Source organism: Cnuibacter sp. UC19_7, assembly GCF_042699995.1.
Lineage (GTDB): Bacteria > Actinomycetota > Actinomycetes > Actinomycetales > Microbacteriaceae > Cnuibacter.
In genome coordinates, this window is sequence record NZ_CP170560.1 from 1953586 (window position 1) to 1978750 (window position 25165).

At 71.5% G+C, this 25165-nt stretch carries 26 protein-coding genes; 14 read left to right on the forward strand and 12 right to left on the reverse strand.

Features of this window, described 5'->3' with window-relative positions; genetic code table 11:
* Window positions 1–161: 161 nt before the first annotated feature.
* The 3 genes from ACFJGV_RS09195 to pyrE form a co-directional block, all read right to left on the reverse strand.
* Window positions 162–2051 (reverse strand): DUF2207 family protein, encoded by a 1890-nt coding sequence (locus ACFJGV_RS09195; RefSeq protein ID WP_378148524.1) that lies wholly within the window; start codon window positions 2049–2051, stop codon window positions 162–164.
* Window positions 2052–2144: 93 nt separating this feature from the next.
* A complete protein-coding gene (locus ACFJGV_RS09200; RefSeq protein WP_378148526.1) occupies window positions 2145–2777 on the reverse strand; it encodes a septum formation family protein in 633 nt (210 codons plus the stop codon).
* 1 nt (window position 2778) lies between these two features.
* Complete coding sequence (gene pyrE / locus ACFJGV_RS09205; protein WP_378148528.1) at window positions 2779–3327, reverse strand: orotate phosphoribosyltransferase; 549 nt, start codon at window positions 3325–3327, stop codon at window positions 2779–2781.
* A gap of 110 nt (window positions 3328–3437) precedes the next feature.
* Here pyrE and ACFJGV_RS09210 point away from each other — a divergent pair, with 110 nt between their 5' ends.
* Entirely contained in the window at window positions 3438–3746 is a 309-nt protein-coding gene (locus ACFJGV_RS09210; RefSeq protein ID WP_378148530.1) for a hypothetical protein, read from the forward strand.
* A 39-nt stretch (window positions 3747–3785) separates the two neighbouring features.
* Here ACFJGV_RS09210 and ACFJGV_RS09215 read toward each other — a convergent pair whose 3' ends face one another.
* On the reverse strand, window positions 3786–4634 hold the full coding sequence (locus tag ACFJGV_RS09215) for an SDR family oxidoreductase (protein WP_378148532.1): 849 nt from the start codon (window positions 4632–4634) through the stop codon (window positions 3786–3788).
* 65 nt (window positions 4635–4699) lie between these two features.
* Window positions 4700–4864 carry a hypothetical protein gene (locus ACFJGV_RS09220; RefSeq protein ID WP_378148534.1) on the reverse strand — a complete coding sequence of 55 codons (165 nt, stop codon included), beginning with the start codon at window positions 4862–4864 and terminating at the stop codon, window positions 4700–4702.
* 117 nt (window positions 4865–4981) lie between these two features.
* Between ACFJGV_RS09220 and ACFJGV_RS09225 the strand changes: the two genes are divergently transcribed.
* Complete coding sequence (locus ACFJGV_RS09225; RefSeq protein ID WP_378148536.1) at window positions 4982–5827, forward strand: exodeoxyribonuclease III; 846 nt, start codon at window positions 4982–4984, stop codon at window positions 5825–5827.
* 57 nt (window positions 5828–5884) lie between these two features.
* Here ACFJGV_RS09225 and ACFJGV_RS09230 read toward each other — a convergent pair whose 3' ends face one another.
* Window positions 5885–6202: a hypothetical protein gene (locus tag ACFJGV_RS09230; protein ID WP_378148538.1), complete on the reverse strand. Its 318-nt coding sequence runs from the start codon at window positions 6200–6202 to the stop codon at window positions 5885–5887.
* Window positions 6203–6638: 436 nt separating this feature from the next.
* Here ACFJGV_RS09230 and ACFJGV_RS09235 point away from each other — a divergent pair, with 436 nt between their 5' ends.
* Entirely contained in the window at window positions 6639–8501 is a 1863-nt protein-coding gene (locus tag ACFJGV_RS09235; protein ID WP_378148673.1) for an amino acid transporter, read from the forward strand.
* 40 nt (window positions 8502–8541) lie between these two features.
* Window positions 8542–8934 carry a thioredoxin gene (trxA, locus tag ACFJGV_RS09240; protein WP_378148540.1) on the forward strand — a complete coding sequence of 131 codons (393 nt, stop codon included), beginning with the start codon at window positions 8542–8544 and terminating at the stop codon, window positions 8932–8934.
* A 142-nt stretch (window positions 8935–9076) separates the two neighbouring features.
* Here the strand turns inward: trxA and ACFJGV_RS09245 are convergent, their stop codons facing one another.
* Genes ACFJGV_RS09245 through ACFJGV_RS09260 form a run of 4 tightly spaced genes read right to left on the reverse strand, consistent with a single transcriptional unit; the run spans window position 9077 to window position 11368 of the window.
* Window positions 9077–9241 (reverse strand): hypothetical protein, encoded by a 165-nt coding sequence (locus ACFJGV_RS09245; RefSeq protein ID WP_378148541.1) that lies wholly within the window; start codon window positions 9239–9241, stop codon window positions 9077–9079.
* A 41-nt stretch (window positions 9242–9282) separates the two neighbouring features.
* Entirely contained in the window at window positions 9283–9786 is a 504-nt protein-coding gene (locus tag ACFJGV_RS09250; RefSeq protein WP_378148543.1) for a hypothetical protein, read from the reverse strand.
* Window positions 9783–11102: a serine/threonine-protein kinase gene (locus ACFJGV_RS09255; protein ID WP_378148545.1), complete on the reverse strand. Its 1320-nt coding sequence runs from the start codon at window positions 11100–11102 to the stop codon at window positions 9783–9785. Before ACFJGV_RS09255 ends, ACFJGV_RS09250 begins: the two co-directional genes overlap by 4 nt.
* A 2-nt stretch (window positions 11103–11104) precedes the next feature.
* Window positions 11105–11368 carry a DUF6458 family protein gene (locus ACFJGV_RS09260; RefSeq protein WP_378148547.1) on the reverse strand — a complete coding sequence of 88 codons (264 nt, stop codon included), beginning with the start codon at window positions 11366–11368 and terminating at the stop codon, window positions 11105–11107.
* A 146-nt stretch (window positions 11369–11514) separates the two neighbouring features.
* Here ACFJGV_RS09260 and ACFJGV_RS09265 point away from each other — a divergent pair, with 146 nt between their 5' ends.
* The 3 genes from ACFJGV_RS09265 to ACFJGV_RS09275 all read left to right on the forward strand — a co-directional run bounded on the left by ACFJGV_RS09265 (window position 11515) and on the right by ACFJGV_RS09275 (window position 14448).
* Window positions 11515–12180, forward strand: a complete 666-nt coding sequence (locus tag ACFJGV_RS09265; protein WP_378148549.1) for a helix-turn-helix domain-containing protein — start codon at window positions 11515–11517, stop codon at window positions 12178–12180.
* Window positions 12181–12280: 100 nt separating this feature from the next.
* Window positions 12281–13048: an ABC transporter ATP-binding protein gene (locus ACFJGV_RS09270; RefSeq protein ID WP_378148550.1), complete on the forward strand. Its 768-nt coding sequence runs from the start codon at window positions 12281–12283 to the stop codon at window positions 13046–13048.
* Window positions 13045–14448: an ABC transporter permease gene (locus ACFJGV_RS09275; RefSeq protein ID WP_378148552.1), complete on the forward strand. Its 1404-nt coding sequence runs from the start codon at window positions 13045–13047 to the stop codon at window positions 14446–14448. Before ACFJGV_RS09270 ends, ACFJGV_RS09275 begins: the two co-directional genes overlap by 4 nt.
* A 158-nt stretch (window positions 14449–14606) precedes the next feature.
* On the opposite strand, the gene ACFJGV_RS09280 is transcribed toward ACFJGV_RS09275, so the two are convergent.
* Window positions 14607–15212, reverse strand: a complete 606-nt coding sequence (locus ACFJGV_RS09280) for a TetR/AcrR family transcriptional regulator (protein ID WP_378148553.1) — start codon at window positions 15210–15212, stop codon at window positions 14607–14609.
* 94 nt (window positions 15213–15306) lie between these two features.
* On the opposite strand from ACFJGV_RS09280, the gene ACFJGV_RS09285 reads away from it, so the two are divergent.
* Window positions 15307–16794, forward strand: a complete 1488-nt coding sequence (locus ACFJGV_RS09285) for an MFS transporter (RefSeq protein WP_378148554.1) — start codon at window positions 15307–15309, stop codon at window positions 16792–16794.
* 28 nt (window positions 16795–16822) lie between these two features.
* Here ACFJGV_RS09285 and ACFJGV_RS09290 read toward each other — a convergent pair whose 3' ends face one another.
* Entirely contained in the window at window positions 16823–17416 is a 594-nt protein-coding gene (locus ACFJGV_RS09290) for a TetR/AcrR family transcriptional regulator (RefSeq protein WP_378148556.1), read from the reverse strand.
* 109 nt (window positions 17417–17525) lie between these two features.
* On the opposite strand from ACFJGV_RS09290, the gene ACFJGV_RS09295 reads away from it, so the two are divergent.
* The 6 genes from ACFJGV_RS09295 to ACFJGV_RS09320 all read left to right on the forward strand — a co-directional run bounded on the left by ACFJGV_RS09295 (window position 17526) and on the right by ACFJGV_RS09320 (window position 25103).
* On the forward strand, window positions 17526–18851 hold the full coding sequence (locus ACFJGV_RS09295; RefSeq protein WP_378148557.1) for an MFS transporter: 1326 nt from the start codon (window positions 17526–17528) through the stop codon (window positions 18849–18851).
* A 70-nt stretch (window positions 18852–18921) separates the two neighbouring features.
* Window positions 18922–19866: a sugar phosphate isomerase/epimerase family protein gene (locus tag ACFJGV_RS09300; protein ID WP_378148558.1), complete on the forward strand. Its 945-nt coding sequence runs from the start codon at window positions 18922–18924 to the stop codon at window positions 19864–19866.
* On the forward strand, window positions 19863–21452 hold the full coding sequence (locus ACFJGV_RS09305; RefSeq protein ID WP_378148559.1) for a GMC oxidoreductase: 1590 nt from the start codon (window positions 19863–19865) through the stop codon (window positions 21450–21452). Before ACFJGV_RS09300 ends, ACFJGV_RS09305 begins: the two co-directional genes overlap by 4 nt.
* Window positions 21449–22603, forward strand: a complete 1155-nt coding sequence (locus ACFJGV_RS09310; protein WP_378148560.1) for a Gfo/Idh/MocA family protein — start codon at window positions 21449–21451, stop codon at window positions 22601–22603. The genes ACFJGV_RS09305 and ACFJGV_RS09310 overlap by 4 nt, the downstream gene beginning before the upstream one ends.
* Complete coding sequence (locus tag ACFJGV_RS09315) at window positions 22600–23607, forward strand: sugar phosphate isomerase/epimerase family protein (RefSeq protein WP_378148561.1); 1008 nt, start codon at window positions 22600–22602, stop codon at window positions 23605–23607. Before ACFJGV_RS09310 ends, ACFJGV_RS09315 begins: the two co-directional genes overlap by 4 nt.
* Before the next feature lie 44 nt (window positions 23608–23651).
* Window positions 23652–25103 (forward strand): deoxyguanosinetriphosphate triphosphohydrolase family protein, encoded by a 1452-nt coding sequence (locus ACFJGV_RS09320; protein WP_378148563.1) that lies wholly within the window; start codon window positions 23652–23654, stop codon window positions 25101–25103.
* The last annotated feature ends 62 nt before the right edge of the window (window positions 25104–25165 follow it).

Below are 25165 nucleotides of genomic sequence, written 5' to 3' on the forward strand. Positions count from 1 at the left end.
GCCTGCCGGCCCGCGAGCCCACCACGAGTGTCACATCCGCCCCGCACGGGATGCCCGGGCGGGCTCGCGCCGGGCGCGGACTGGCGCGGATCTGACGCTCGCGGTGGCCCAGCGCGCCCACCCACGCCCGGGCAGGGGCGCGGGCGCGCAGGCGGACGGGGCTAGACGCCCCCGGCGCCGCCGCCTCCTCCGCCGCCGCCCGAGAAGCCGCCTCCGCCGGAGAAGCCGCTCGAGCTGCTGCTCGAGGTGCCCGAGAAGGAGGAGGCGACCGTGGACGACATCGACGACACCGTGGTGGCGAAGAGCGCCGCGTTGAAGGCGGTGTTCGAGCCGTACCAGTCGGGTCGGGTGTCGAGGTTCTCGTAGTAGGTGCCGAGGACCTTCGCCCACTCGGTCTCCTGGCCGAGCATCACCGCGTAGGGCAGCAGCTTCTCGTAGATCTTCACCACCTGGCCGCGGTCGGGGGCGTTCACACCCGTGCGCAGCGCACCCTCCGGGCTCTGGAGGACACGGAACCTGTCCTCCTCCGCCCAGTCGATGTACATCTCGATGCCGCGGATGTAGTCGCGCAGCTCGGACCCCTTCGCGGTGAGCTGCGTGCGGAACGCGGTGCCGAACACCAAGAAGGCGGCGCCGCCCGCCACGAAGAGCAGGACGATCGGAAGCAGTCCGCCGTACCCGCCGTCGGACACCACGACCCCGCTGAAGAAGGCCCCGATCCCCGCCACGATCGCCACCAGCACGAGCAGCAGGCTGAGCGGACGGGTGCGCGTGCTCTGGTAGCCCTCCGCCACCGCGCGCTTGCGCGTCGCGGCCATGAGCGTCTGGATCGACTTCGCGAGCACCGTGTCGTTCTTGCGGATCTCGCGCCACGCGTCCGGCCTCAGGTCGGTGCCGAACAGCGCCCGCGCGAGCTCGATCTCGGCGGGCGTCAGCCCCTGCCAGGTGAGGAACCGCAGCCAGTACTCGGTACGGGAGCCGAGGAACGCATCCGCCTCTCGTTCGACGAGCTGCACGTTGTGCCGCACAGCGAGATCGACGAACGACGCCGCCGCGCCCCGCGTCGACTTCTTCATGATCACCGAGGCGAGCAGGAGGTCGACGCCCTTCGGCGGGGTGTACTCCGGGATGATCGTCGGGCGCCCCGGCGCGTCGCGCAGGCGGAGGACACGGTGCAGGATCGACCCCACGGCCGCGGCCAGCGCGACCAGCACCGCGAGGATCTGCACCCACGCGATCGGCCCTGCGTCGAGGTACCCGGTGGGCCGCTCGGTGAAGGTGTGGGGCGCGAACGCGACGCCGACGGTGACGTTGTATCCCCGGGCGAGGTCGGACTCGCTCGTGCTGAAGACGGCGGCGCCGTCGGATGCGGAGCTGCGCTCGATCGCGCACCTGTCGGTCGACCTCTCGGGGCCGACGAAGCAGACGGGCTCGCCCGTGATGGCGCCGGTGATCGACGGGTCGACCGTGAGGGTGGTGGTGTGCTGGGAGATCGGCTGCTTCACCTTCGTGCCGTTGGTGTCCCAGTAGAACTCGTCGACGTCGTCGTCGCCGTTGAACGCCGTCACGTCGCGCTGCGTGTACGTGATGACGTAGGTCTGCAGCCCGTGCACGTAGTCGTCGGCGGCGATGGTGACGAGGAGGTTCTCGTCGTCCTCCTCGGTCTCGTAGGAGCGGGGTGCGCCGTTCTCGTCGGTGACCGATACGAGCTCGAGGTCGGTCCGGTGCTCCTTGTACGTGAGCGGGATGGCGCGGATCATGCCGCGGTTCTGGTCGATCTGGGGGAAGTCGGCCACCCACGTCTCGACGGTGGTGAGGGTGGACGCGCCTGACTCGTCGCGCCCCAGCGTGTACTCCGCATCGAACGAGGAGAAGGTGAAGTCGTCGACGCCGGCGGGCGCCGCCGCCACAACAGGCACAGCGGCGACAGCAGGCGCAGCGGCCACAACAGGCACAGCGGCGACAGCGGGCGCAGCCGCGGCAGGCCCCGCCACCGCGAGGCCCAGCATCACGAGCAGCACGAGGACGACGGAACGGACGAGGGTGCGCATCACGGTCAGGCTACCGCGCGCTCCCGACCTTCGCGAGGATCGCTCACCGACCCCGCCGCACATCCCGAAGCCCCCACCCACATCCGCCCCGGCTCAGCCCGCGGCGGCGAGCGAGCCTGTGATCGGCTCGCCCGAGCCGCGGGTCACGAAGCACGAGGCGGCGCGCAAGCCCGCGGCCCACTGCTCCTCGGTGACGGGGTACGACGCCTGCCAGGTCAGGTCGGGATACGGCGCCGCCGCGTCGAGCGAGAGCACCTCGGGCGCGGTGCACGCGAGGCCCAGCCCGGCGGTGATCGCGGCCTCGCCCGGGTAGGACGCGGCGGGGTCCGACGAGATGACGGGCCGGCCCACCAGCTGAGCGGCGTGGGGCTGGGCGCAGTCGACGACGGTGAGCTCCTCCGCCCAGGGCGAGGTGAACGGGTCGAGGCACTCGCCACCGGCCAGGTCGGTCCACGGATGCGTCCCCGGCGGCGCCTGGACCGTCGGCTGCGGCGCGGCCTCGGGGGCCGTCGGCGTCGGCGTGGCGGTCACCGTCACGGTGGGCGCGGGCGCGGCGTCCAGGGCGGGTCCGGATCCCCCGCCACCGGCCCGGGTGCCGAGCACGAACAGCAGCACGATGCCGCCCACCGCGATCACCGCGGCGCTCGCGGAGAGCACCCACGAGGTCCAGCGCGGTCCGCGCGAGGGCGGCGGCTGCTCGACGGAGCCGTCGGCCACGCCGGTCATGTCACTCGAGACCGAGGTCGCCGAGCCCGATGGCGTAGCGGTACTCGTATCCGGCGTCGCGGATGATGTCGCCGGCACCCGTGTTGCGGTCGACCACGACGGCGACGCCGGCGATGATCGCCCCGACCTTCTCGAGCGCCTCGATCGCCTTGAGCGGCGATCCGCCCGTGGTCGAGGTGTCCTCCAGCACGATGACGCGCTTGCCCTCGAGGTCGGGACCCTCGACCTGCTTCCCGCGGCCGTGGTCCTTCGGCTCCTTCCGCACGACGAACGCGTCGTAGGCGAGCCCGCGGGCGGCGCCCTGGTGCAGGACGGCGGCGCCGATCGGGTCGGCGCCCATGGTGAGTCCGCCGACCGCCGACACGTCGGGCACGTCGGCGATGAGGTCGAGCATGACCTGCCCGATGAGCGGGGCGACCCGGTGGTCGAGGCTGACCCGGCGGAGGTCGACGTAGTACGTGGCCTTCTTGCCGCTCGTCAACGTGAAGTCGCCGTGGAAGACGGCCTCGTCGCGGATGTAGTCGATCAGTCTGTCGCGCGCCTCGGTCACCTTGTCAGTGTATCGAGACGCCCTCCGACCCCGGGGCGGCCTCCCGCGCGGGCAGCTCGGCGGGAAGGGGGTTGGCGCGGTCGAGCTCTCGACGCAGGATGGCGCCATGAGTGACGACACAGACCCCCACCCTCACCACCCGGCAGGCGGCCGACAGCGAGCTCGAGGCCGACGCGCTCGACACCGACGGCGTGGACCCCGCCGACGCCGACGCCGACGCCGGGGACGACAACGGGGCATCCGACCAGGAGACCATCGAGGACGTCACGGACGAGGTGCGCGACGACATCCGTCAGGGGCGGATCGAGGACGATGTGAGCCACGTGCTCGAGGAGCGACTCGACGAGGTGGGCGTGCACCTCCGTCCCGAGGTGGTCGACGACCTCGCGGAGGACATCGAGAACGACGTGTCGTCCTGACGGACGGCGCCCCGGGTGCCCGGACCGCGAGAGGCGCCCTCAGGGGCGCGGCTGCTCCGCCTCGAGGAACTGCCGCAGCGACTGCGCGGGCCGCCCGAGCACCCGCGGGATGTCATCCGAGACGGGCGCGAGCTCGCCGCTGGCGATCGCGGTGTAGGTGCTCACCCACGCCTCGACCTGCCAGTCGGGAGCGCCGTAGTGCGCCCGGCTCGCGTACGCCTCGTCGAGGGTCTCGTCCTGGTAGCGGAGGGTCCGGCCGGTCACCTCGGAGATGATCCGGGTGGCCTCGTCGAGCGAGAGCGACTCCGGACCGGTGAGGTCGTAGACCGCGCCGGCGTGCGCCTCCGGGTTGGTCACGGCGGCGAACGCCATCGCCGCGACGTCGTCGCGCGTGACGGACGACAGCCGTCCGTCGGCGGCGGGACCGCGCACGACCCCGTCGTTCCCGGCCAGGAGCGGCAGGAAGTCGGTGTACAGGTTGTCGCGGAGGAACGTCGTGGCCATGCCTGCCTCGCGCAGGAACGCCTCGGTCGCCCAGTGGTCGCGCCCCAGGGTGAAGACGGAGTCGGGGGCGGCGGCGAAGAACGACGTGTAGACGACGTGCTGCACGCCCGCAGCCTCGGCGGCCGACACGAACGCGCGGTGCTCCTCGACCCGGTCGACGCTCTCGGATGCCGACACCATGAACAGCACGTCGACGCCGTCGAGCGCCCGGGTGGAGGCGTCGACGTCGCGGTACTCGGCCACCCGCACCTCGGCGAGGTGCAGTCGCGGCGCCCGGGTGTCGTCGCGCACGATCAGGCGCTGCTCGAGGCCTGCATCCGCCAGCCGTCTGGCCAGGCGCCCGCCCACGCCGCCCGTCGCCCCGGTCACCGCGATCGTCGTCATGCCCTCACCCTACGACGCGGTTCGCGGCGCAGGTGCGAGCAAGACGATGTCGCCGGCCGAGGACGCTACGAGCGTGCGCCGCGGCGGATGTAGCGCAGCAGAGCCGCGATGACACCGATGATCAGCAGAGCGATGCCGATCCAGAGCAGGAACTTCACGGCGCTGACGAAGACACCGAGCAGCAGCAGGACGATTCCGACGATGACGAGGAGGATGGCGAGACCGATCATGCGTTCCACCCTGGCCCTGTCGGCCCGATCCGCACACCCGCGGTGACGCATCCCGCCGCCCGTGGGGTCGCATCCGCTCGCAGCGTGGGGTCGGATGCAGCCGGTAGCGTGAGAGGCATGCGTGTTGCGACCTGGAACGTGAACTCCATCCGCGCCCGAGTGGGCCGCGTGGTCGACTGGCTGGTGAAGGAGGACGTCGACGTCGTCGCCATGCAGGAGATCAAGTGCAAGGAGTCGCAGTTCCCGATGGACGCGTTCCACGACGCGGGCTACGAGGTCGTGCTGCACGGCCTCAACCAGTGGAACGGCGTCGCGTTCGCCAGCCGCCTCCCGATGACCGATCCGTCCACCACGTTCACCGGCATGCCGGGGTTCGGCAAGCCCGGCGACGACGGCATGCTCCCGCTCGAGGCGCGCGCGCTCGGCGTCACCGTCAACGAGGTGCGCCTCTGGAGCCTGTACGTGCCCAACGGCCGTGCGCTGGAGGATCCGCACTACACCTACAAGCTCCAGTGGCTCGACGAGCTGGCGAAGCAGACCGAGCAGTGGCTCGGCGAGAACCCCGACCAGCCGCTCGCGCTGATGGGCGACTGGAACATCGCGCCCCTCGACTCCGACGTGTGGGACCTCGACGTCTTCGACGGCGCCACCCACGTCTCCGCGCCGGAGCGCGCCGCCTTCGCGGCCTTCGAGCGGATCGGGCTGACCGACGTCGTGCGCCCCATCGTCCCCACGGGCTACACGTACTGGGACTACAAGCAGCTGCGCTTCCCGCGCAACGAGGGCATGCGCATCGACTTCATCATGGGGTCGCAGCCGTTCGCCGACCTGGTGAAGGATGCACGGATCGAGCGCAACGAGCGCAAGGGCGACGCCCCCAGCGACCACGTGCCCGTCGTCGTCGACCTCGACATCTCCACCCCCTCCCCCGAGGACGACGACGACCGCCCGATGTTCTGGTGATCGTCGCCGGCTTCAGCGGTCGCACGCCCTCGGGTCAGCGGATGCGCGCGGGGCGCGTCAGCCGATGATGCGGCGCGACCGCTCGTCGCGCTGCACCGAATGCCACAGCACCGCGTGCACGGCGATGGCCGCGACCAGCGCCAGCAGCCCGAGCTGGGCCAGCGGCCCGGCGATCACCGACAGGAACGACGCCGCCCCCAACGTGATCCCGTCGGCCATCGGGGCGGCGTAGGCCGCGCTCACGATCGAGTTGCTCACCGAGCTCAGGACGATGCCGAGCGGAAGTCCGATGGCGCCCAGGAGGTAGAGCACCACCAGCGGGCGGTTCGCGCGCACCGCGACGCGCACCTGGGGCGGGCCGGCATCCTCGATCATGTCGCGAGGATAGCGAGCGCGCGCTCCGCACCGCCAGGGCCCGGATCTGACAGTGGTGGTGGGGTGCGCGGGTGGGAGGCCGCCACGAGTGTCGGATCCGCGGCAGATCGGCGGACGCGCACCCTCGTGACGCACGCGGAAGTCGTCCGGATGGGAGAGACTTTCCCTCGTGACCGACACGACGCCCGCGGCTGACCGCGGCGAGAGCGGCGACGCCCGCGCGACCGCCACCGAGGCGGCCGCCGACGCGGCCGAGCAGCACCCCGACGAACCCCAGCCGCTGCCCGGCGGTGCGGTCATCGACGTACCGCGCCCGGACCGGGATCGGGTGCCCGGGCCGTTCACCCGCTGGGTGCAGGGCGGGGCCGAGCAGTCGGGCGCGCATCCGGGACCGGGGGCGACGCTGCGCGAGAAGACGCACGCCTGGTGGCGGGTCATGTGCCTCACCGGCGTCGACTACTTCTCGACGCTCGGCTACCAGCCCGCCATCGCGGCGCTCGCCGCGGGGCTCGTCAGCCCGATCGCCACGTTGCTGCTCGTCGCCATCACGCTGTTCGGCGCGCTCCCGGTGTACCGGAGGGTCGCGCGCGAGAGCTTCCGCGGTGAGGGCTCGATCGCGATGCTCGAGCGGCTGCTCCCCTGGTGGGGCGGCAAGCTGCTCGTGCTGGTGCTGCTCGGGTTCGCGGCCACCGACTTCATGATCACGATCACGCTGTCGGCGGCGGATGCGGCGGCGCACGCGATCGAGAACCCCTTCGCACCCGACTGGTTCCACGGCCAGAACGTCGTGATCACGCTGGTGCTCGTCGGCCTGCTCGCGGCGGTGTTCCTCAAGGGATTCAAGGAGGCCATCGGCCTCGCCGTGGTCCTGGTGGGCGTGTACCTGGCACTCAACGTGGTGGTCGTGCTGGTGGCGATCCTGCACGTGTTCGAGAACCCGGTCGTGGTGAACGACTGGTGGGGCGCCCTCACGCGCCAGAACGGCGATCCGCTGATGATCGTCGCGATCGCGCTCATCGCCTTCCCCAAGCTCGCCCTGGGGCTGTCGGGGTTCGAGACCGGCGTCGCCGTGATGCCGCAGATCACGAACACGAAGACCTCCGCCAGGGCGGCGAAGGCACTCCAGGCGGCGAAGGGCGGCATGCCGCTGCCGCCCTCGTACCCGCTCGGGCGCATCCGCGGGGCGCAGCGTCTGCTGACCACGGCCGCGATCATCATGAGCTGCTTCCTCATCACGTCGAGCCTGACGACGACGCTGCTCATCCCTCAGGAGGCGTTCCAGTCGGGCGGGCCCGCCAACGGGCGGGCGCTGGCCTACCTCGCGCACCAGTTCCTGGGCGAGTGGTTCGGCACCGCCTACGACATCAGCACCATCCTCATCCTGTGGTTCGCCGGAGCGTCGGCGCTCGCCGGGCTCCTCAACCTCGTGCCGCGCTACCTGCCGCGGTACGGGATGGCGCCGCACTGGGCGGCGCTGGTGCGCCCCCTCGTCATCGTGTTCGGAGTGATCGCGGTGATCATCACGCTGGTGTTCGACGCGAACGTCGATGCGCAGGCCGGCGCCTACGCCACCGGCGTGCTCGTCCTCATCACGTCGGCGTCGTTCGCGGTGACGCTGTCGTGCATCCGCAAGAAGCAGCGCAAGCGGGCGGTGGGCTTCGGCGTCATCACGGTGGTTTTCATCTACACCACCGTCGCCAACGTGATCGAGCGGCCCGACGGCGTGAGGATCGCCGCCCTCTTCATCCTCGGCATCCTCGTCGTGTCGATCGTCTCGCGCATCTCCCGCTCGTTCCAGCTGAGGGCCGTCTCCGTCACCCTCGACGCGGCCGCGCTCGACTTCGTCACCGCCGACGCCGACGAGTACGACACCGTCCGCATCATCGCGAACGAGCCCGGTCGGGGTGCGGCGATCGACTACAAGCAGAAGGTCCACGACGAACGACGCGACAGCGGCATCCCGCAGCGGTCCCCCGTCGTGCTGCTCGAGGTGCATCCGTCCGACTCGTCCGACTTCGAGGAGGAGCTGGTCGTGCGCGGGGTCACCCGCCACGGCTACCGTGTGCTGCAGGTGACGAGCGGCAACGTGCCCAACACGATCGCCGCGATCCTGCTCGCCATCCGCGACGAGACGGGCAGCGTGCCCAGCATCTACTTCGAGTGGACGGAGGGCAGCCCCATGTCGAACATGTTCCGCTACCTCGTCACCGGCGTGGGCGAGGTGGCGCCCGTCACCCGCGAGGTGCTCCGGCGCGCGGAGGTCGACCGCAAGCGCCGGCCCGAGGTGCACGTCAGCTGAGCGGAGGAATTCCCGAGCGATCCGGGCGGTTGAGGACAGCATGGCAACCACCACCCTGACCATCGAGAACCACGACGAGACCGTCAAGGACGGCATCGTGCTCATCGACTTCTGGGCGTCCTGGTGCGGCCCGTGTCGCCAGTTCGCGCCCGTGTTCGAGAAGGCCTCGGAGGACAACTCCGACATCACCTTCGCCAAGGTCGACACCGAGGACCAGCAGCAGCTCGCCGCGTCCTACGGCATCACCTCCATCCCCACGCTCGTCGTCTACCGAGACGGCATCCCCCTCATGGCGCAGCCGGGCGCACTCCCCGGCCCGGTGCTCGACAACGTGATCGAGCAGGCGCGCGGCCTCGACATGGTGCAGGTGCGCGCCGACTACGAGAAGGCGCTCGCCGAGCAGGCCGCGGGCGGCGCCCCCGCCCAGGCCTGACGCCCCCGCTCGGACCTCACTCCGTCCGCGCAGCCTGACGCCTCACAGCACGACACCGGATCCCGGTGAGCGAGTCCCCTCAGGGCCCCCCTCGCGGAATCCGGTGTCGACGTGCGCCCTCAGCGGGCTTGTGCGACCACGCTCAGACGCGGTTGCGGCCGGTGATGAAGCGCAGCAGGAAGACGATCAGCGCGATGATCAGAAGCGCCACGCCCACCCAGAGCAGGAACTGCAGCGAGGACACGAATCCTCCGGTGAGCAGCAGGATGATGGCGATGATGGCGATGATGACGACGAGGATGTTCACGGTTCGTCCTTTCGTGGTGTGAGATGCGGTTCGGGGCGGTGCTACTTCTTGCCTGGTCCGCCCCCGTTCCCGTTGCCGTTCCCGTTGTTGTTGCCGGGTCCCTTGTTCGGTTTGTCGCCGCCGGGCCCCTTGCCGCTGGAGTCGTCGGCGGGCGGGGTCTCCGTGTCCTCAGCGGGAGTCGTGGCGGTCTCCGTCTCCTCTGCGGGAGCGGGGGTCGGATCGGTGACGGTCGTCTCGGGCACCGTCGCCTCGCCGGTGGGCTGCAGGTCGGCGCGGACGACGTCGATGTTCTGCTGCACGAGCTGAGCCCGGTCGGCGGCGATCGTGCCGGCGGACTCCGCTGCGTCGAGAGAGGCCTGCAGCTCGTCGAGCGACGCCAGCGCGGCCGCGGTGTCGCCTGCAGAGGCGTACTGCGCGACCTGTGCCACACCGCTCTGCAGCGTGGCGGCGGTCGTGTGATCGAGCGGGTCGTCGCTGGACGCGCATCCGGCGATCACCACGACGGCGATCGCGACGGGCACCAGCGAGAGGGTGCGGCGCCTCATGGCGTCACGCTCTCGAGCAGCTGCTGCAGATGCGACCCGAGCGGTTCGTCGACCGGGGCGAGCTGCGGCGGCACCGGGGCGCCCGCGCTCGCGCCGAGCAGCACCAGAGCGGTCGTGGTGATGGCGGCGACCACCAGCAGGGCGATCGCGACGAGGATCCAGAACCGCACGCCCAGCCGCCGGGTCCGCGGGCCGGCGAAGGTCGCAGTCGTCTCGATCGGGTCGGGCGTCTCGTCACGCGCGTCGCGGACGAAGACCCGCTCCGCGCGGGCCGCCGCGCGAGGCCGGGCGTCGGCGGCGCGGCCGTTCGCGGCAGAGGTGCCGCTCGCGACGCTGACCGGAGCCGGCTCGTCGGTCGGCGGGTCCATCGCCTCCGTGGGCTCGTCGGGATCGAGGGCGGTGACCGACACCAGTGGCAGCGTCGCTCCCTCGAGCGTCGCCGTCGCGGCCTCCTCCCGCGGTGGCGCCTCCGCCATCTCGCTCGCCTGACGGGCGACCTCCGCCGCCGAGGGACGCGATGCGGGATCGAACGAGGTCATCGCCGTGAGCAGCGACTTCCACTCGTAGCCGACGCTGCCCGGGATCTCGGGCTGCTTGGTGAGGCGGGCCATGAGGGTCTCGTGCATGGTGCCGCGTCCGAACGGGCGCTCCCCGGTCAGCGACTCGAGCAGCAGCAGACCGAGCGTGTAGATGTCGGACGCGGGCACCGGCGCCTCGCCGCGCGCCTGCTCCGGCGCGAGGTACGCGGCGGTGCCGATGAGCGTGCCGGGGGTGGTCACCCGCGTGGAGTCGACCAGGTACGCGATACCGAAGTCGGTGAGGGTGGCGCGGAACGCAGCCGGATCGGTGGGACCGGCCGGCCGGAGGAGCACGTTCGACGGCTTGATGTCGCGGTGCACCACTCCGGCCGCATGGACGACGGCGAGCGCGGCCGCCAGGTCGGCGGCCATGCGCGCGACGTCGAGGGCGTCGATCGCGCCCTCCTCGTCGATCCGGCGGCGCAGGGTGGGGCCGTCGATGAGCTCCATGACGAGGTAGGCATGGTCGCTGCCGTCGACGTGGGCATCGAACAGGGTCACGAGCGACGGGTGGCTGAGGGCGGCGAGCAGGCGGGTCTCGGAGAGGCGGCGGGCCTGATCCGCCGGCTCGGCGGCTCCGGCGTTGAAGAGCTTCACCGCCACGTCACGGCCGAGCAGCTCGTCGCGGGCGCGGTACACGCGCGCCATCCCGCCCTGTCCGAGCTGGCCGACGAGCGTGTACCTGCCGCCGAGCAGCTCACCCGTGCGCGGGGCGGGCGTCTCGAGCAGGTCGGACATCGTCAGACCAGCGGGTCGCCGTTGTCGGTGGTGCGGCGCTGCGTGACCTGCTCACCGCTGGCGGGGTCGACGGCGGTGCGCGAGGTCGAGACGGTCGAACGCCGGCGCAGCATCAGCACGAGGCTGATGAGGAACACCACGACACCGGCGCCCATGAGGATGTAGCCGATGAGGCTGAGGTTCACGAACCCGCCGAGGTCGACGTTGACGGCGAAGGCGAGGATCGCCCCGATGACGAACAGCGCGATGCCGGTTCCGATGCCCATGGGGCCCTCTCTTCCTGGGCCCGTCGCGGCCCACTCGGGTCCGCCGGAGGTTAGGCTTGCCTAAAGTTCGATGTGAGTTCCGGCGGTCTTCGACCCTGCCTACCACGATTGAGTCAAACAGCATTGATCTGGTTGGAGGGCGGCGGATGACGGACGACCTGGATCGACGCGCCGCCGCCTTCGCCGCACTGAGCGACCCGGCCCGCCTCCGGATCGTCGACCTCCTCACGATCGGCGATCTCGCGCCCAAGGAGATCGGCGCCGAGCTCGGCATGCCGTCCAATCTCGTCTCGTTCCACCTCGGTGTGCTGGAAGAGCGGGGCATCATCGTCCGCCGCGCATCCGAGGGCGACGGACGCCGCAACTACGTCCGACTGAGGTCGGAGGTGTTCCGCACCCTCGAGGCAGAGCCCATCCCGGTGAGCGGCAGGGTGCTGTTCGTCTGCACGGCCAACTCGGCCCGATCGCAGCTCGCGGCCGGCGTCTGGGCGCAGGAGAGCGACATCCCCTGCGCATCGGCCGGCACCGATCCGGGCGAGGTCGTGAACCCGCGCACGGTGAGCGCGGCGCGGCGCTGGAACATCCCGTACGTGGGCGAGATGGTGCCCCGGGCCTTCGGCGAGGTCAAGCGGGCGGGCGACTTCGTGGTCACGGTCTGCGACCGTGCGCACGAGCTCCTCCACGGCGCCGACCACGCCCACTGGTCGATCCCGGATCCGGCCCGCACCGACTCCGACTCCGCGTTCGACGACGTCGTCCGCGAGCTCCGCGAGCGCATCGCCGACATGCTCCCCCGCCTCGCCACGGCCTGACGTCGTCCCAACGGCGTCGTACCGGGGTGCCATGGGAGGCGACCGTCTCGGCACCGGAGGGTGACGCGGCGCGGCCGACCGCATCCGTAGCGTGAGCCCCATGCAGATCACCACGACCGACATGGGCCTGGTCGCCCGTGTGCAGAACCTCTCGAAGACGTACGGCCGCTCCGACGACGGCACCCGGGTCGACGCCCTGCGCGATGTGACGATCGGAGTCCGGCGCGGTGAGTTCACGGCCGTCATGGGGCCCTCGGGATCGGGCAAGTCGACGCTGATGCACATCCTCGCCGGGCTCGACTCGCCGTCGAGCGGGAAGGCCTGGCTCGGAGACACCGAGATCGAGGGGCTCGACGACACCGCGCTCACCGTGCTGCGACGACGTCGTGTGGGGTTCGTCTTCCAGGCGTTCAACCTCGTGCCCACGCTCGACGTGAGGCAGAACATCCTGCTGCCCTTCGACCTCGACAACCGGAGGCCCACCGCGTCCGAGTCGTTCTGGATCGACTCCCTCGTCGACACCCTGGGCCTGCAGGATCGGATGCGCCACCGGCCGCACCAGCTCTCGGGCGGCCAGCAGCAGCGCGTGGCGATCGCGCGGGCGCTCGCCACCCGACCCGACCTCATCGTCGCCGACGAGCCGACCGGGAACCTGGACTCCCGCACCGGTCGCGATGTTCTCACCCTGCTCACCGCCGCGGTCGCCCGCTACGGGCAGAGTATCGCGATGGTGACGCACGACCCGATCGCGGCGAGCTTCGCCGACCGCGTGCTGTTCCTCGCCGATGGTCGCATCGTGGGCGACATCCCCCAGTCGAGCCCGGAGGAGATCTCGTCCATCATGCTGCGGATGGAGACGGCGGCGTGAGCGTCGCGGCCCGTTCCTCCCTGCTGGAGCACCGTGCCACGGTGCTCGTCGCCGCGCTGAGCGCCTGCCTGGGCACCCTGCTGCTCGAGGTGACGGGCGCCCTCGGCACCGTCGTCGACGCCAGCCCGCTCGGCGACTTCGGCACCGTACGACTGGCGCTCCTCATCGTGGCCGGCACCTTCCTGACGATCGCCGTCTACGTCGCCGCCGTGGTCACGGCGAACACCGTCGCGACCCTGATCGCCGGTCGCCGCCGTCTGATCGCGCTCCACCGGCTCCTCGGATCGACCGCGTCCACCGAGCGGCGCCGGATCGCGCGCGAGGGTCTGGCCGCGGGCTCGGTCGGCGCCGTGCTCGGGCTGCTGGTGGGCGTCGGGCTGTCGGCCGCGCTCGTCGGCGTGGCCGTCGCCGCGGACGTGATCCCGGCGCTGCCCTACGACTTCGCCCGGCCCGAGCTGCTGCTGCCGCTCGTGATCGTCGTCCTCACGACCTGGCTGGCGTCGTTCGTCGGGGCGCGGCGCGTGCTCGACGTGACCCCGCTCGAGGCCACCTCGGGGGCCGTCGAGCCGCCGGTGGCCACCGCCCCGCGCCGCCGGCTGGTCGGCACGATCGTGCTGCAGGTGATCGGATGCGGGCTGCTCGCCCTCGGGATCGTCGTCGGTCTCGTCATGGGGCCGCTGGGCCTCGTGATCGCGCTCCCCGGCGGGATCCTCTCGTTCACCGGCATCGTCGTCGGGGCGCCGCTCATCATGCCCGGTGCGCTGCGCCTGGCCGGGCGTCTGCTCGGCCGGTCGGCGGCGGCGCGCCTCGCGGCTGCCAACGCGGTCCGCAACCCGGAGCGCAGCGCCCGCTCGACGATCGGCCTGGTGATCGGCGTGACGCTGGTGACGACGTTCGTCGTGGCGATGGAGAGCTTCCGCACGATCATGCTCAACGCGCAGGCGCAGTCCCCGGAGTCGTACGCCGGCGTGCAGCAGGTGCTCGACGCCATCACGGCGGTGTTCCTCGTGATGATCGGGTTCTCGGCCGTCATCGCCGCGGTGGGGATGGTCAACTCGCTCTCGCTGAGCGTGCTGCAGCGGAAGCGGGAGCTCGGCCTCCTGCGTGTGCTCGGCTTCACCGCGGGCGAGGTGCGCTCGATGGTGCTGGCCGAGGCGGCGCAGCTCGCCGTCACCTCGATCGTCGTGGGACTCGTGCTCGGCACCGCCTACGGGTGGGCCGGCGCCCAGTCGCTGCTCGGCGGCATCGGCCCGACGCCCGGCGTCATCGCCCCGGCCGTGCCGTGGCAGCTGCTCGTCGGCGCCGCGGTCGTGGCGACGGCGCTCACGCTCCTCGCCTCCGTCGCGCCCGCCCGCCGGGCCACCCGCGTGACGCCGATCGCCGCGCTCGCCGTGGACTGAGCCCCGCGCCCGGCGCCGGCGGTGCCGGGCGGTGCCCCGTCGCCCGGTGACCGTCGAAAGGTCGCCTGAGAGCACACATGAGCGCATATGCGCGCCGTGTCCGCTCTCAGGCGACCTTTCGACGGTGACCTCGCGGGCGCCCGGCCCGGCGCCCGGACTCAGCCCTCCGCGAGGAGCGCGCGGAGGGCGGCGCGGAGCGGGCCCTCGAGGTCCGCGGGGCCGGCTCCCGCCAGCGGCTCGACGGCCGCCGAGGAGGAGCGGAGCATGACGATCCCGAGCAGCATCGAGATCGCCAGCTCGGCACGCAGCAGGAACGGCTGCGATCGCGGGTCGTCGGGCTCGTGCCCGGCGACGGTGGCGATGCCCCGGGCGAACTGCAGCAGGACGCGGCGACGCGCGGCGTCGGCGGCATCGTCCCCGGACGATCGGAGGAGCAGCAGGAGCTGCAGCGGATCGTCGCGATCCGGACCGTGGACGAGGTGCGCGAGCATCTTCGTGATGACCTCGTCCACCGTGGTCGACGGGGTGCGCATCTCGATGTCGAGCTCGTCGGACGTGCTCAGCATGCACGCCTCGAAGAGGCCCTCCTTCGAGACGAAGTAGCGGTTGATGAGCGCGACGTTGACACCCGCATCCGCGGCGATCTGCCGCACGGTGGTCGCCCGGTAGCCGTCGGTCGCGAACCGCCGTCGGGCGGCCTTCACGAGCGAGCGGCGCGTCGCGGCGGAGTCGCGTCCCGTGCGCACCACGTCGTCGTCGCTCACGAGCCGCCTCCGAATCATGTAAACCCGCGTTGACATCATGCCCCGACGCGGGGATACTCTTCAAGTCAGCATCTGTTTACTTCCAAGGAGCGCGATGTCCGCCACCACCCACGAGCCGACGACCGGGTCGACGCCGACGGCGCCCGTGCGACGCTCCCGCGGCACCGCGATCATCCTCTACCTCTCGCTCGGTGGCCTGTCATTCGCCGTCCTGCAGTCGCTCGTCGCGCCGGCGCTCGGCACGATCGGCACCGACCTCGGCGTCTCGACGTCCGACGCGAGCTGGGTGCTGACCGCCTACCTGCTGTCCGCCGCTGTCCTCACCCCGATCCTCGGCCGGCTCGGCGACATGGTCGGCAAGCGGAGGGTCATCATCGTCGTGCTGGCGCTGCTGCTCGTCGGCACCGTCGTCGCGGCGCTGGCGCCCAACCTGGGCATGCTCATCGTGGGACGCATCCTGCAGGGCGCCGCCGGCGCCGTCCTGCCGCTGTCGATCGGCATCGTCCGCGACGAGCTGCCCCGCGAACGCGTGAGCGTGACCATCGGGCTGCTCTCGGCGATCTTCGGCATCGGCGCGGGCGTGGGCATCGTGGCCGCCGGCCCGATCGTCGAGGCGCTGTCGTGGCACTGGCTGTTCTGGCTGCCGGCGATCCTCGTCGCTGTCGCGCTGCTCGGCGCGATCTTCGGCATCCCCGAGTCACCCGTCCGCACCCCCGGCCGGCTCGACTGGATCGGCACCGTCATCCTCTCGGTCGGGCTCGTCGCCGTGCTCCTCGCGGTGAGCGAGGGCGAGAAGTGGGGCTGGGGTGACGGCAAGACCATCGGGCTGCTGGTCCTCGGCGGCGTCGCCCTCGTGGTCTTCGTCATCGTCGAGCTGCGCGTGAAGGCGCCGCTCATCGACGTGCGCCTGTTCCGCCACCGTGGAGTGTGGACGGCGCACGTCCTCGCGCTCGCCTTCGGCTTCGCGATGTTCGGCACGTTCATCCTGGTGCCGACGCTGCTGCAGCTGCCGACCGTCCTGGGCTACGGATTCGGGAAGACCGTCAGCGAGTCGGGGCTCTACCTCCTGCCCACGGTCGTCGCCATGGTGATCTCCGGCGTCGTGGCCGGCGCGCTGATCCGCCGCATCGGACCGAAGATCCCGATGGTGATCGGCGGCGCCGCCGTCACCGCCGCGTTCGTCATCCCCGCCCTGGGGCACTCCGAGATCTGGCAGATGGTGGTGTCCGGCATCCTCACCGGGATCGGGATCGGGATGGCGCTCGCCGCCACCTCGAACGCGATCGTCGAGAGCGTCCCGGCCACGCAGACCAGCGAGGCGATCAGCGCGAACACCGTCATCCGGACGATCGGCTCGAGCGTCGGCACCGCCGTCATCGCCGCGGTCATCTCGTCGAACCTGACCCCGCAGGGCGCGCCCAGCGACGACGCCTTCACGATCGGGTTCTGGGCGTCGGCGGGGGTGGGTGTGCTCGCGATCATCGCGGCGCTCATCGCGCCGTCGTTCGCCGCCCGCCGCCGCGAGGCGGCCGACGCGGGCGTGACCGACTTCGGCGAGGGCACGCGCGCCGAGTCGCGCTAGCGACGGTGGTGCCGCCTGCTCGTCGGCATCACCGCGGGAGCGTCGGCAGGATGATCGTCGTCGTGGGCAGAGAGGCGAGCGCCTCCCGGATGAGGTCGCGGTAGTCCTTGCGGTGGTCGCCCTTCCACCGCTCGTCGACCCGCGCGAAGACGTCGAGGGTGATGCCCGCGGTCATCTGCACGGAGTGATCGGTGGGCGCCAGGTGCATCCGCTCGGCGAGCGCCGCCTCGAAGTCGGCCCGGCTGGCGAGGAAGACGTCCCACAGCCGCGCGCGCGGCACCGCTGAGGCGTCGACGATCCGCCGGATCTCGGCGATCCGCTTCGACGGATCGGCGTACGCGTCGGCGAGGTCGAGGAGGGCCCCCGCCAGCGCCTCCGCCACCGGCTCGTCGTCCGGTCGGGCGCGCAGGAAGCGCCCGAAGTCGAGCACCTCACCGAAGGGCTCGAGGAGCAGCAGCTCCTTGCTCGGGAAGTAGCGGTACAGCGTCGAGGTGCCGATCTCGGCGGCCTCGGCGATCTGCTCCATCGTGGTCTCGTCGTAGCCCTGCTCGATGAATGCCGTGACGGCCACGTCGGCGATCTGCTGCCGCGTGCGCGCCGCCTTCATCTCCCGCAGTCCCACGTCTGCAGTCTATGGGCCCCGAGGCTTCCTCTTGACAGATTCCGGGCATAACTCCATATTGGTAGTCGCTTCCACTTTGGAGGCTCTCTCATTTGCACGAAGGAGTGCCATGACGACCGAGCCCGACGTCGCTGTCGAGGATCTCAGCGACAAGCCCGCCACACCCCTGCCCCGTCTCATCGCGGTGATGTTCTCGTCGAACGTCGGCGCGCTCATCGCCCTGCTCACCCCGCTGCAGCTGCTCCTGACCCTGCAGACCACCCGCATCGCCGGGGCGGATGCCGCCGCCGCGTTCGGGTTCATCACCGGCGTCGGCGCGCTGTTCGCGCTCGTGGCGAACCCGCTCGCGGGCCGCATCAGCGACCGGACCGCCTGGCGGTTCGGTCGACGGCGCACCTGGATCCTGACGGGCGCCATCGGCGGATCCCTCGCCGTCTTCGCGTTCGCCTTCACCACCGAGATCTGGCAGGTCGCCGTGATCTGGTGCGTGACGCAGACCCTGTTCAACTTCCAGCAGGCGGCCACCAGCGCACTCCTCGCCGATCAGGTGCCCAAGTTCCGGCGGGGCACCGTGTCGGGCTTCGTGGGTCTCGCCGGTGCCGTCGGCCCGCTCGCGGGGATCGCGGCCGTCAGCTCGATGACGGACCCGCTGGCCCAGTGGGGCACGGTCGCGATCGTCTCGATCGTGCTCGGTGCGATCGCCGTGCTGCTGCTGCGCGACCCCCAGCACCACCCCGCGCCGGGCCAGGAAGGGCTGAACCTCAAGCAGCTGGCGCTGTCGTTCTGGCTGAACCCGCGCAAGCACCCGGCGTTCGGCTGGGCCTGGCTCGTCCGGTTCCTGCTCACGTGCGCCTATGCGAGCGGCACCTACAACGCCTTCTTCCTCATGGACCGGTTCGGCATCGCACCCGAAGCCGTGGGCGGCACCGTGCTGCTGCTCTCGCTCATCTCAGTGGGGCTCCTCGCCGTGACGAGCATCGTGGCGGGCCCGATCTCCGACCGCATCCGCAGGCAGAAGCCGTTCGTGATCGCGGCGGGCATCCTCGCCGCCGGCGCCCTCGTGCTGCAGGGCTTCGCCCCGACGATCGAGCTCGTGTACCTCGCCGTCGCGATCCTCGGCATCGGCACCGGCCTGTTCTTCTCGATCGACAGCGCGCTCTGCGTGCGGATGCTGCCGAGCGCCGAGAACGCGGGCAAGGACTTCGCGATCATCAACATGGCGAACACCCTCCCGCAGTCGTTCGTGCCGTTCATCGCCCCGCTGCTGCTCTCGATCGGCGGCTTCGGCATGCTCTACGTCACGCTCGCCGTCTTCGGCATCATCGGCGCCCTGTTCGTGCTGCGCCTGCCCGAGCTCGGCCGTGAGGGTGATCCCCGCTGGGCGCAGATCACCCGCGAGACGCCCGCGCGGGCGACCGCCGGTGCATCCGTCTGACGCGCTCCAACCGGCCACCCACCGATCCCAGACCCACGACCCCGACCTCGATCCAGACCAGGAGACACCCATGACCACGCTGTCCATGTCCTCGTACAGCGTCCGAGAGCACCTCGGACCCGTCGAGTTCAGCTTCACCGATCCCTCGGGCGAGACCAGGACCTTCTCGTTCCCGTACCAGAGCCTCACCGCGCTCGCGGAGTTCCCCGCCCGGGCCAGGGCGGAGTTCGGCGTCGAGGCGATCGAGACGGTCGCCTTCCAGTTCAAGGGAGGACTCGACGACCCCGAGCTCGACGCCTTCGCCGAGAGCCTCCGCTCGTCGGGGGTGGTGCTCCTCAACGTGGCGATCGACGCCGGCGACCTCCTCGAGACCGACGACGACAAGCGCGCCGCCGACGTCGCCGAGCTGAAGCGGTGGATCGAGCGCTTCGCCGCGATGGGCGCGCGATTCGTGCGCGTGAACCCGGGCTCGCCCTTCAGCCCTCACCACGGCGAGCAGCCGCCGGCCCACCTCGTCTCGGCCCTCGTCGAGCTCGGCGACTTCGCGAGCGCCCACGGCAGCCGGCTGCTCGTCGAGAACCACGGCGGTCCGAGCAGCGACCCGGCCTGGATGCTGGGCCTCCTCGACGCCGCGGGCGCCGATCACCTCGGTCTGCTCCTCGACCTGGGCAACTTCGATGCCCTCCTGCAGCCGGTCATGGCACTGATGTTCCAGGCGCCCGACGCGCCCCCTGTCGACCCCGTGGCACTGCTCGAGGCCGTGGACCTCGCCCCTGTCTACGCGGGAATCGAGCAGCTGGCCCCCCGCGCCGAGCTCGTGCACGTCAAGGCGCACGACGTCGACGACGCCGGGACCGTGCGCGCGGTCGACCTCGATCGGGCCATCGGCATCCTGCGCGACCACGGCTACGACGGCCCCTACACCGTCGAGTACGAGGGGACCGGCGGCGATCCGTGGGCGAAGAGCGCCCGCGTGCTCGAGGTCACCCGCGAGGCCGCGGAGGTGCGCGCATGAGCACCGGACGCGACGTCGACGTCCTCATCATCGGCAGCGGTCCGGCCGGGTCGATGTACGCCCGCACGATCGGCGAGGCGGTGCCTCACGCGCGCATCCTCATGGTCGAGGTGGGGCCGGTGGTCCCCGGGGAGCGCGGGAACCACACGCAGAACATGACGGAGGACGCGCGGTTCGCCGCGCAGCTGCTCACGCAGGGCCCGGATGCGGGGGTCGAGCGGGCAGCCGCCCTCCTCGACATCGCCGAGGGTCTCGACCCCAGCCTCGAGTTCCGGCAGACCATCCTCCCGGGGCTCCACTTCGTCGACTCGAAGCCGGAGCTCCGCGACGGCGAGGTGGGGCTCCCCGCCGCCAGCATGTCGACCGGGGTCGGCGGGATGGGCATCCACTGGGGCACCTCCACGCCGAGGCCCCACCAGTCCGAGCGCATCCCCTTCATCCCCGAGGGGGAGATGGATGCCGCCCTCTCGCACGCCGAGGACGTGCTCCGGGTGACCACGCAGACCCCGCCCGGGACGGGTCTCGCGGCGGAGATCTACTCCGCGATGGCGGACGAGTTCGACGGGCCGGGCTTGACCCCGGTCGGCTTCATGCCCAGCGCCACGCACTGGGAGGGCGACCGTCTGGTGTTCTCGGGCACCGGGGCGATCCTCGGCGACCTCGAGGAGACCGTCCCCGGCTTCGAGTTGCGGTCGGAGACGCTGGCCCGACGTGTCCTCGTCGAGGACGGCGTGGCCGTGGGCGCCGAGCTCGAGAACCGCCGGACCGGCGAGCGCTACACGGTCCGCGCCGCCCGCGTCGTCGTCTGCGCGGACGGGCTCCGCACTCCCCAGGTGCTCTTCGCGTCGGGCGTCCGCCCGGATGCGCTGGGGCACCACCTCAACGAGCACTTCCAGATGGCCTCGTTCGTGGTGTTGAACGACGACTTCGACCCCTCCCGTTTCGAGCGCGACCCGAAGGCGCTCGGCTACGTGCTCGTGCCGTTCTCGGATGCCCGTCCGATGCAGGGCGGCGTCATGGCCCTCGCCGGATCGCCGTACGCTCTCGCCCTGGGCGACGATGCGACGGCACAGCGGCTGGGCATCCTCGCCTGGTACGCCGCGAAGGACGTGCGCTTCGAGGACGCCGTCGAGTTCAGCGACACCGAGACCGACTTCTACGGCATGCCGCGGATGTCGATCCGCTATTCGCGCACCCCACGCGACCTCGAGGTGATCGAGGAGATGCGGCGGAACTCGGTGCGTGCCGCGGAGCGGATCGGCACCCTCACCGAGCAGCCGACCCTCGCGGCGGGCGGCTCGTCGTTGCACTACCAGGGCACGGTGCGGATGGGCGCGGCCGACGACGGGACGTCGGTGTGCGACGACCGCCTCCGGGTGTGGGGTGTCGAGAACCTCTACGTCGGAGGGAACGGGGTCATCCCGACCGCCACCGCGGCGAATCCGACGCTCACCACGGTGGCACTGGCCTGGCGGGCCGCCCGGGAGCTCGCCGCGTCCCTCTCCGCGGACCTGGCCGACGCGGCATCGACCGCGCCGGCGGCCTCGACGACCGCGTCCGCACCGATCCCGGGTTCGGGCGCGTGAGGACGCGCATCCGGTCGGCGATCATCGGGACCGGGATGATCGCCGCCGTGCACGCCCGCGCGGTCCACGCCGCCCGGGGCGAGGTGGTCGGCTTCCTCGGCTCCCGCCCCGGCCGGGCCACGTCGATCGCTGCGGCGTGGGACGCGGTCGAGTTCGCCGACCTTGATGCGCTCCTCTCCGCGGACGTCGACGTCGTGCACGTCTGCACTCCCAACAGCACCCACGTCGTCTACGCGGAGGCGGCGCTCAGGGCCGCCAAGCACGTGGTGTGCGAGAAGCCGCTCGCGACGAGCCCCGAGGATGCGCGCCGACTCGCCGCTCTGGCGGAGTCGTCGGGGCTGGTCGCGACGGTGCCGTTCGTGTACCGCTTCCACCCGATCGTGCGGGAGCTGCGGGCCCGGCGGATCGCCGGCGAGTTCGGCCCGTGGAACGCTCTGCACGGCAGCTACACGCAGGACTGGCTGCTGTCGCCGGATGCGGCCAACTGGCGGGTCGACGACGCCACGGGCGGATCGTCGCGCGCCTTCGCCGACATCGGCTCGCACTGGTGCGACCTGGTCGAGTTCGTCAGCGGTGAGCGCCTCGCTCAGGCGAGCGCACTGTTCTCGACCGCAGTGTCGCATCGGCCCGCAGAGTCGGCGGAAGCCTTCTCGGTCTCCGCCGCGAGCGCCTCTCGTGCCGAGGTGAGGACGGAGGACATCGCCATCGCGACCTTCGTCACCGCGTCGGGTCTGCCCGCCAACGTGGTGGTGTCGCAGGTGGCCGCGGGCCGCCGCAACCGGCTCTGGTTCGAACTCGACGGATCGGACGCCTCGGCCGTCTTCGACCAGGAGCAGCCTGAGACGGCCTGGCTGGGCACCGCCGAGGACACTCGGGTGATCGCCCGCGGGACGTCACCGATGTCGGCCGACCAGGCGCGACTCGCCTACGTCCCCGCCGGCCACGCCCAGGGCTACCAGGACTGCTTCGACGCGTTCATCGGCGACACCTTCGCCGCTGTGGGCGGGGAGACCCGCGAGGGGCTGCCGACGTTCTCCGACGGGGCACGCTCGGCGATCATCGTGGATGCGGTGGTGCGGTCCGCGCGATCGCGCAGCTGGACGGACATCCCGACCGACATCGACATCGACACCGAAGGAGGCGGACGATGACCGCGCCGGTCACGCTGTTCACCGGCCAGTGGGCCGACCTCACGCTCGAGGAGGTCGCCGGACTGGCGTCGGGCTGGGGCTACGACGGACTCGAGATCGCCTGCTCGGGCGAGCACCTCGACGTCGTCCGGCTGGTGGAGGACGACCACTACCTCCGCGAGCGGAAGGACCTGCTCGAGCGCCACGGCCTGGGCGTGTGGGCCCTCTCGCATCACCTCGCCGGCCAGGCGGTGTGCGACGACCCGATCGACTTCCGCCACCAGGCCATCCTGTCATCGCGGGTCTGGGGCGACGGCGACGCCGAGGGGGTGCGCCGCCGCGCGGCCGAGGAGCTGAAGACGACCGCCCGCGCCGCCCGTCGGCTCGGCGTCGACACCGTCGTGGGCTTCACCGGCTCCAGCATCTGGCCCTACCTCGCCATGTTCCCTCCGGTCCCCGGAGAGGTGATCGACCGCGGCTACGAGGACTTCGCGGCGCGCTGGAACCCCATCCTCGACGTGTTCGACGGCGAGGGCGTGCGCTTCGCGCACGAGGTACACCCGTCGGAGATCGCCTACGACCACTGGACGACCGTGCGGGCACTCGACGCGATCGACCATCGCGAGGCGTTCGGGCTCAACTGGGATCCCAGTCACATGATGTGGCAGGGCATCGATCCGGTCGCCTTCATCAGCGACTTCGCCGATCGCATCTACCACGTCGACTGCAAGGACACCCGCGTGCGCCGGCCCAACGGGCGCTACGGCGTGCTCGGGTCGCACCTCCCCTGGGGCGACCAACGCCGCGGGTGGGACTTCGTCTCGACGGGCCACGGCGACGTGCCCTGGGAGGACTGCTTCCGCGCGCTTCGCGCCATCGGGTACGCGGGGCCGATCTCGGTCGAGTGGGAGGACGCGGGGATGGACCGGCTGCACGGCGCGCCCGACGCGCTCGGCTTCGTCCGCTCGCTGCTCTGGGAGAGTCCGTCGGCGTCGTTCGACGCCGCCTTCTCGAACCAGAGCTGAGGCGCCCGCGGGCAACGGCAGGCGGGACTGGGTAGCCTCGGGGGATGGACACCGCGACCGAGGACGAGGCGTTCCTGCGCGACGTGCAGCGCATCCAGTTCTCACCGTTCTTCTCCCGGCTGGCGGATGTGACGCAGGTCGTCTCGCCCGCCTCCCCCGGTTCCCCGGTGCACAACCGGCTGACGCACTCCCTCAAGGTGAGCGCGATCGCGCAGGGCATCGCGCGCCGCCTGGCGGACCACCACGGCGTCGAGGTGCCGTCGCGGGTGGTGCAGGCGGCGTCGTGCGCGCACGATGTCGGGCATCCGCCGTTCGGACACCTCGGCGAGCGGGTGCTCGACCGGTTGGCGCGGCACGAGCTCGGGCTGCCGGACGGGTTCGAGGGCAACGCGCAGACCTACCGCATCCTCACCGCGCTCGCCGTGACCGGCGGGGTCGAGCGGGGGCTGGGGCTCACCAGCCAGACGCGGGCAGCGGTGGCGAAGTACCCGTGGAGTCCGCTGATCGCCCAGGATCCGGCCGCCCTGCCGGACGGCGAGATCCCGAAGGGACTGCAGCATCGGGGCGGGGCGTGGCAGGTGCCGAAGTACTCCTGCTACGTCATCGACGAGCCCGACCTGGTCGCCGCGCGCGAGGCCGTGGGCGCCGTGCCGCTGCGGCAGACCCTCGCCGCCTCGGTGATGGACATCGCCGACGACATCGCGTACTCGGTGCACGACCTCGAGGACTTCTACCGGTCCGGCATCCTCAGCTACGCCGAGGTGGCGCTCGAGTTCAACACCTTCGTGGAGGACGCCCACGAGCTCGTCGACGCCGAGCTCCCCTCGACCACCGTCGCGGGCGCCGACGATCTGCCCCCGGGAGGCGCCCTCGAGAAGCTGCGCCGCAAGATCCGTCGCAAGGACGGCTGGGTCTACGACGCCGACATCTTCTACGACTCGGTCGTCCAGGTGCGCGACGAGCTCGTCGACGGGCTGCTCGCGCGCCCCTTCGACGCGTCGCTCGCCGCCGAGCACGCCACCGCCGAGTTCACCGACCGGTGGATCACCCTGCTCGGGAACGGGATCGTCCCCACGCCGGTCGACACCCTCCGCGCGGGGCCCGTCACGCTGGATGCGCGGACCTGGCACCTCGTCGAGGTGCTGAAGTTCGTGCACAAGAGGTTCGTGCTCAGCAGGACGGACCTCGCCGTGTACCAGCGCGGGCTCAGCGAGGTGCTGCAGCGATCGGTGCGCTCGCTCGTGGAGTGGACCGACGACCGGCTCGACGCCTCCCGCGTCCCGCGCCGGCTGCGCGACCTGATCGCCATCGCGGAGGAGCAGTACGCCGCGCGTGCGCTCTACGTCCCGCAGGGGACGGCCCCGATCGCGCAGCAGGCGCGCGCCCGCGCCGTGCTCGACTACGTGTCGTCGTTCACCGACACGCAGGCGCTCGCCTTCGCGGAGGCCATCTCCGGCCGCAGCGATCGCCTCTGGTCCCTCGGCCGCGCCCTGTAGCCCCCGCGCTTTCGCTGCCTGGTGGCCGCGCCCGCCCGTCCGGCCCGCGCCACCACCCGCTG

Excerpts from the sequence above, each read along its gene's own strand:
- trxA (WP_378148540.1), top strand. The coding sequence starts at position 8,542 with ATGGCAACCACCACCCTGACCATCGAGAACCACGACGAGACCGTCAAG.
- ACFJGV_RS09255 (WP_378148545.1), bottom strand. The coding sequence starts at position 11,102 with ATGTCCGACCTGCTCGAGACGCCCGCCCCGCGCACGGGTGAGCTGCTC.
- ACFJGV_RS09200 (WP_378148526.1), bottom strand. The coding sequence starts at position 2,777 with ATGACCGGCGTGGCCGACGGCTCCGTCGAGCAGCCGCCGCCCTCGCGC.
- ACFJGV_RS09235 (WP_378148673.1), top strand. The coding sequence starts at position 6,639 with ATGTGCCTCACCGGCGTCGACTACTTCTCGACGCTCGGCTACCAGCCC.
- ACFJGV_RS09295 (WP_378148557.1), top strand. The coding sequence starts at position 17,526 with ATGACGACCGAGCCCGACGTCGCTGTCGAGGATCTCAGCGACAAGCCC.
- ACFJGV_RS09260 (WP_378148547.1), bottom strand. The coding sequence starts at position 11,368 with ATGGGCATCGGAACCGGCATCGCGCTGTTCGTCATCGGGGCGATCCTC.
- ACFJGV_RS09270 (WP_378148550.1), top strand. The coding sequence starts at position 12,281 with ATGCAGATCACCACGACCGACATGGGCCTGGTCGCCCGTGTGCAGAAC.
- ACFJGV_RS09215 (WP_378148532.1), bottom strand. The coding sequence starts at position 4,634 with ATGACGACGATCGCGGTGACCGGGGCGACGGGCGGCGTGGGCGGGCGC.
- ACFJGV_RS09300 (WP_378148558.1), top strand. The coding sequence starts at position 18,922 with ATGACCACGCTGTCCATGTCCTCGTACAGCGTCCGAGAGCACCTCGGA.
- ACFJGV_RS09285 (WP_378148554.1), top strand. The coding sequence starts at position 15,307 with ATGTCCGCCACCACCCACGAGCCGACGACCGGGTCGACGCCGACGGCG.
- ACFJGV_RS09220 (WP_378148534.1), bottom strand. The coding sequence starts at position 4,864 with ATGATCGGTCTCGCCATCCTCCTCGTCATCGTCGGAATCGTCCTGCTG.
- ACFJGV_RS09250 (WP_378148543.1), bottom strand. The coding sequence starts at position 9,786 with ATGAGGCGCCGCACCCTCTCGCTGGTGCCCGTCGCGATCGCCGTCGTG.
- ACFJGV_RS09320 (WP_378148563.1), top strand. The coding sequence starts at position 23,652 with ATGGACACCGCGACCGAGGACGAGGCGTTCCTGCGCGACGTGCAGCGC.
- ACFJGV_RS09230 (WP_378148538.1), bottom strand. The coding sequence starts at position 6,202 with ATGATCGAGGATGCCGGCCCGCCCCAGGTGCGCGTCGCGGTGCGCGCG.
- ACFJGV_RS09305 (WP_378148559.1), top strand. The coding sequence starts at position 19,863 with ATGAGCACCGGACGCGACGTCGACGTCCTCATCATCGGCAGCGGTCCG.
- ACFJGV_RS09225 (WP_378148536.1), top strand. The coding sequence starts at position 4,982 with ATGCGTGTTGCGACCTGGAACGTGAACTCCATCCGCGCCCGAGTGGGC.
- ACFJGV_RS09265 (WP_378148549.1), top strand. The coding sequence starts at position 11,515 with ATGACGGACGACCTGGATCGACGCGCCGCCGCCTTCGCCGCACTGAGC.
- ACFJGV_RS09315 (WP_378148561.1), top strand. The coding sequence starts at position 22,600 with ATGACCGCGCCGGTCACGCTGTTCACCGGCCAGTGGGCCGACCTCACG.
- ACFJGV_RS09195 (WP_378148524.1), bottom strand. The coding sequence starts at position 2,051 with ATGCGCACCCTCGTCCGTTCCGTCGTCCTCGTGCTGCTCGTGATGCTG.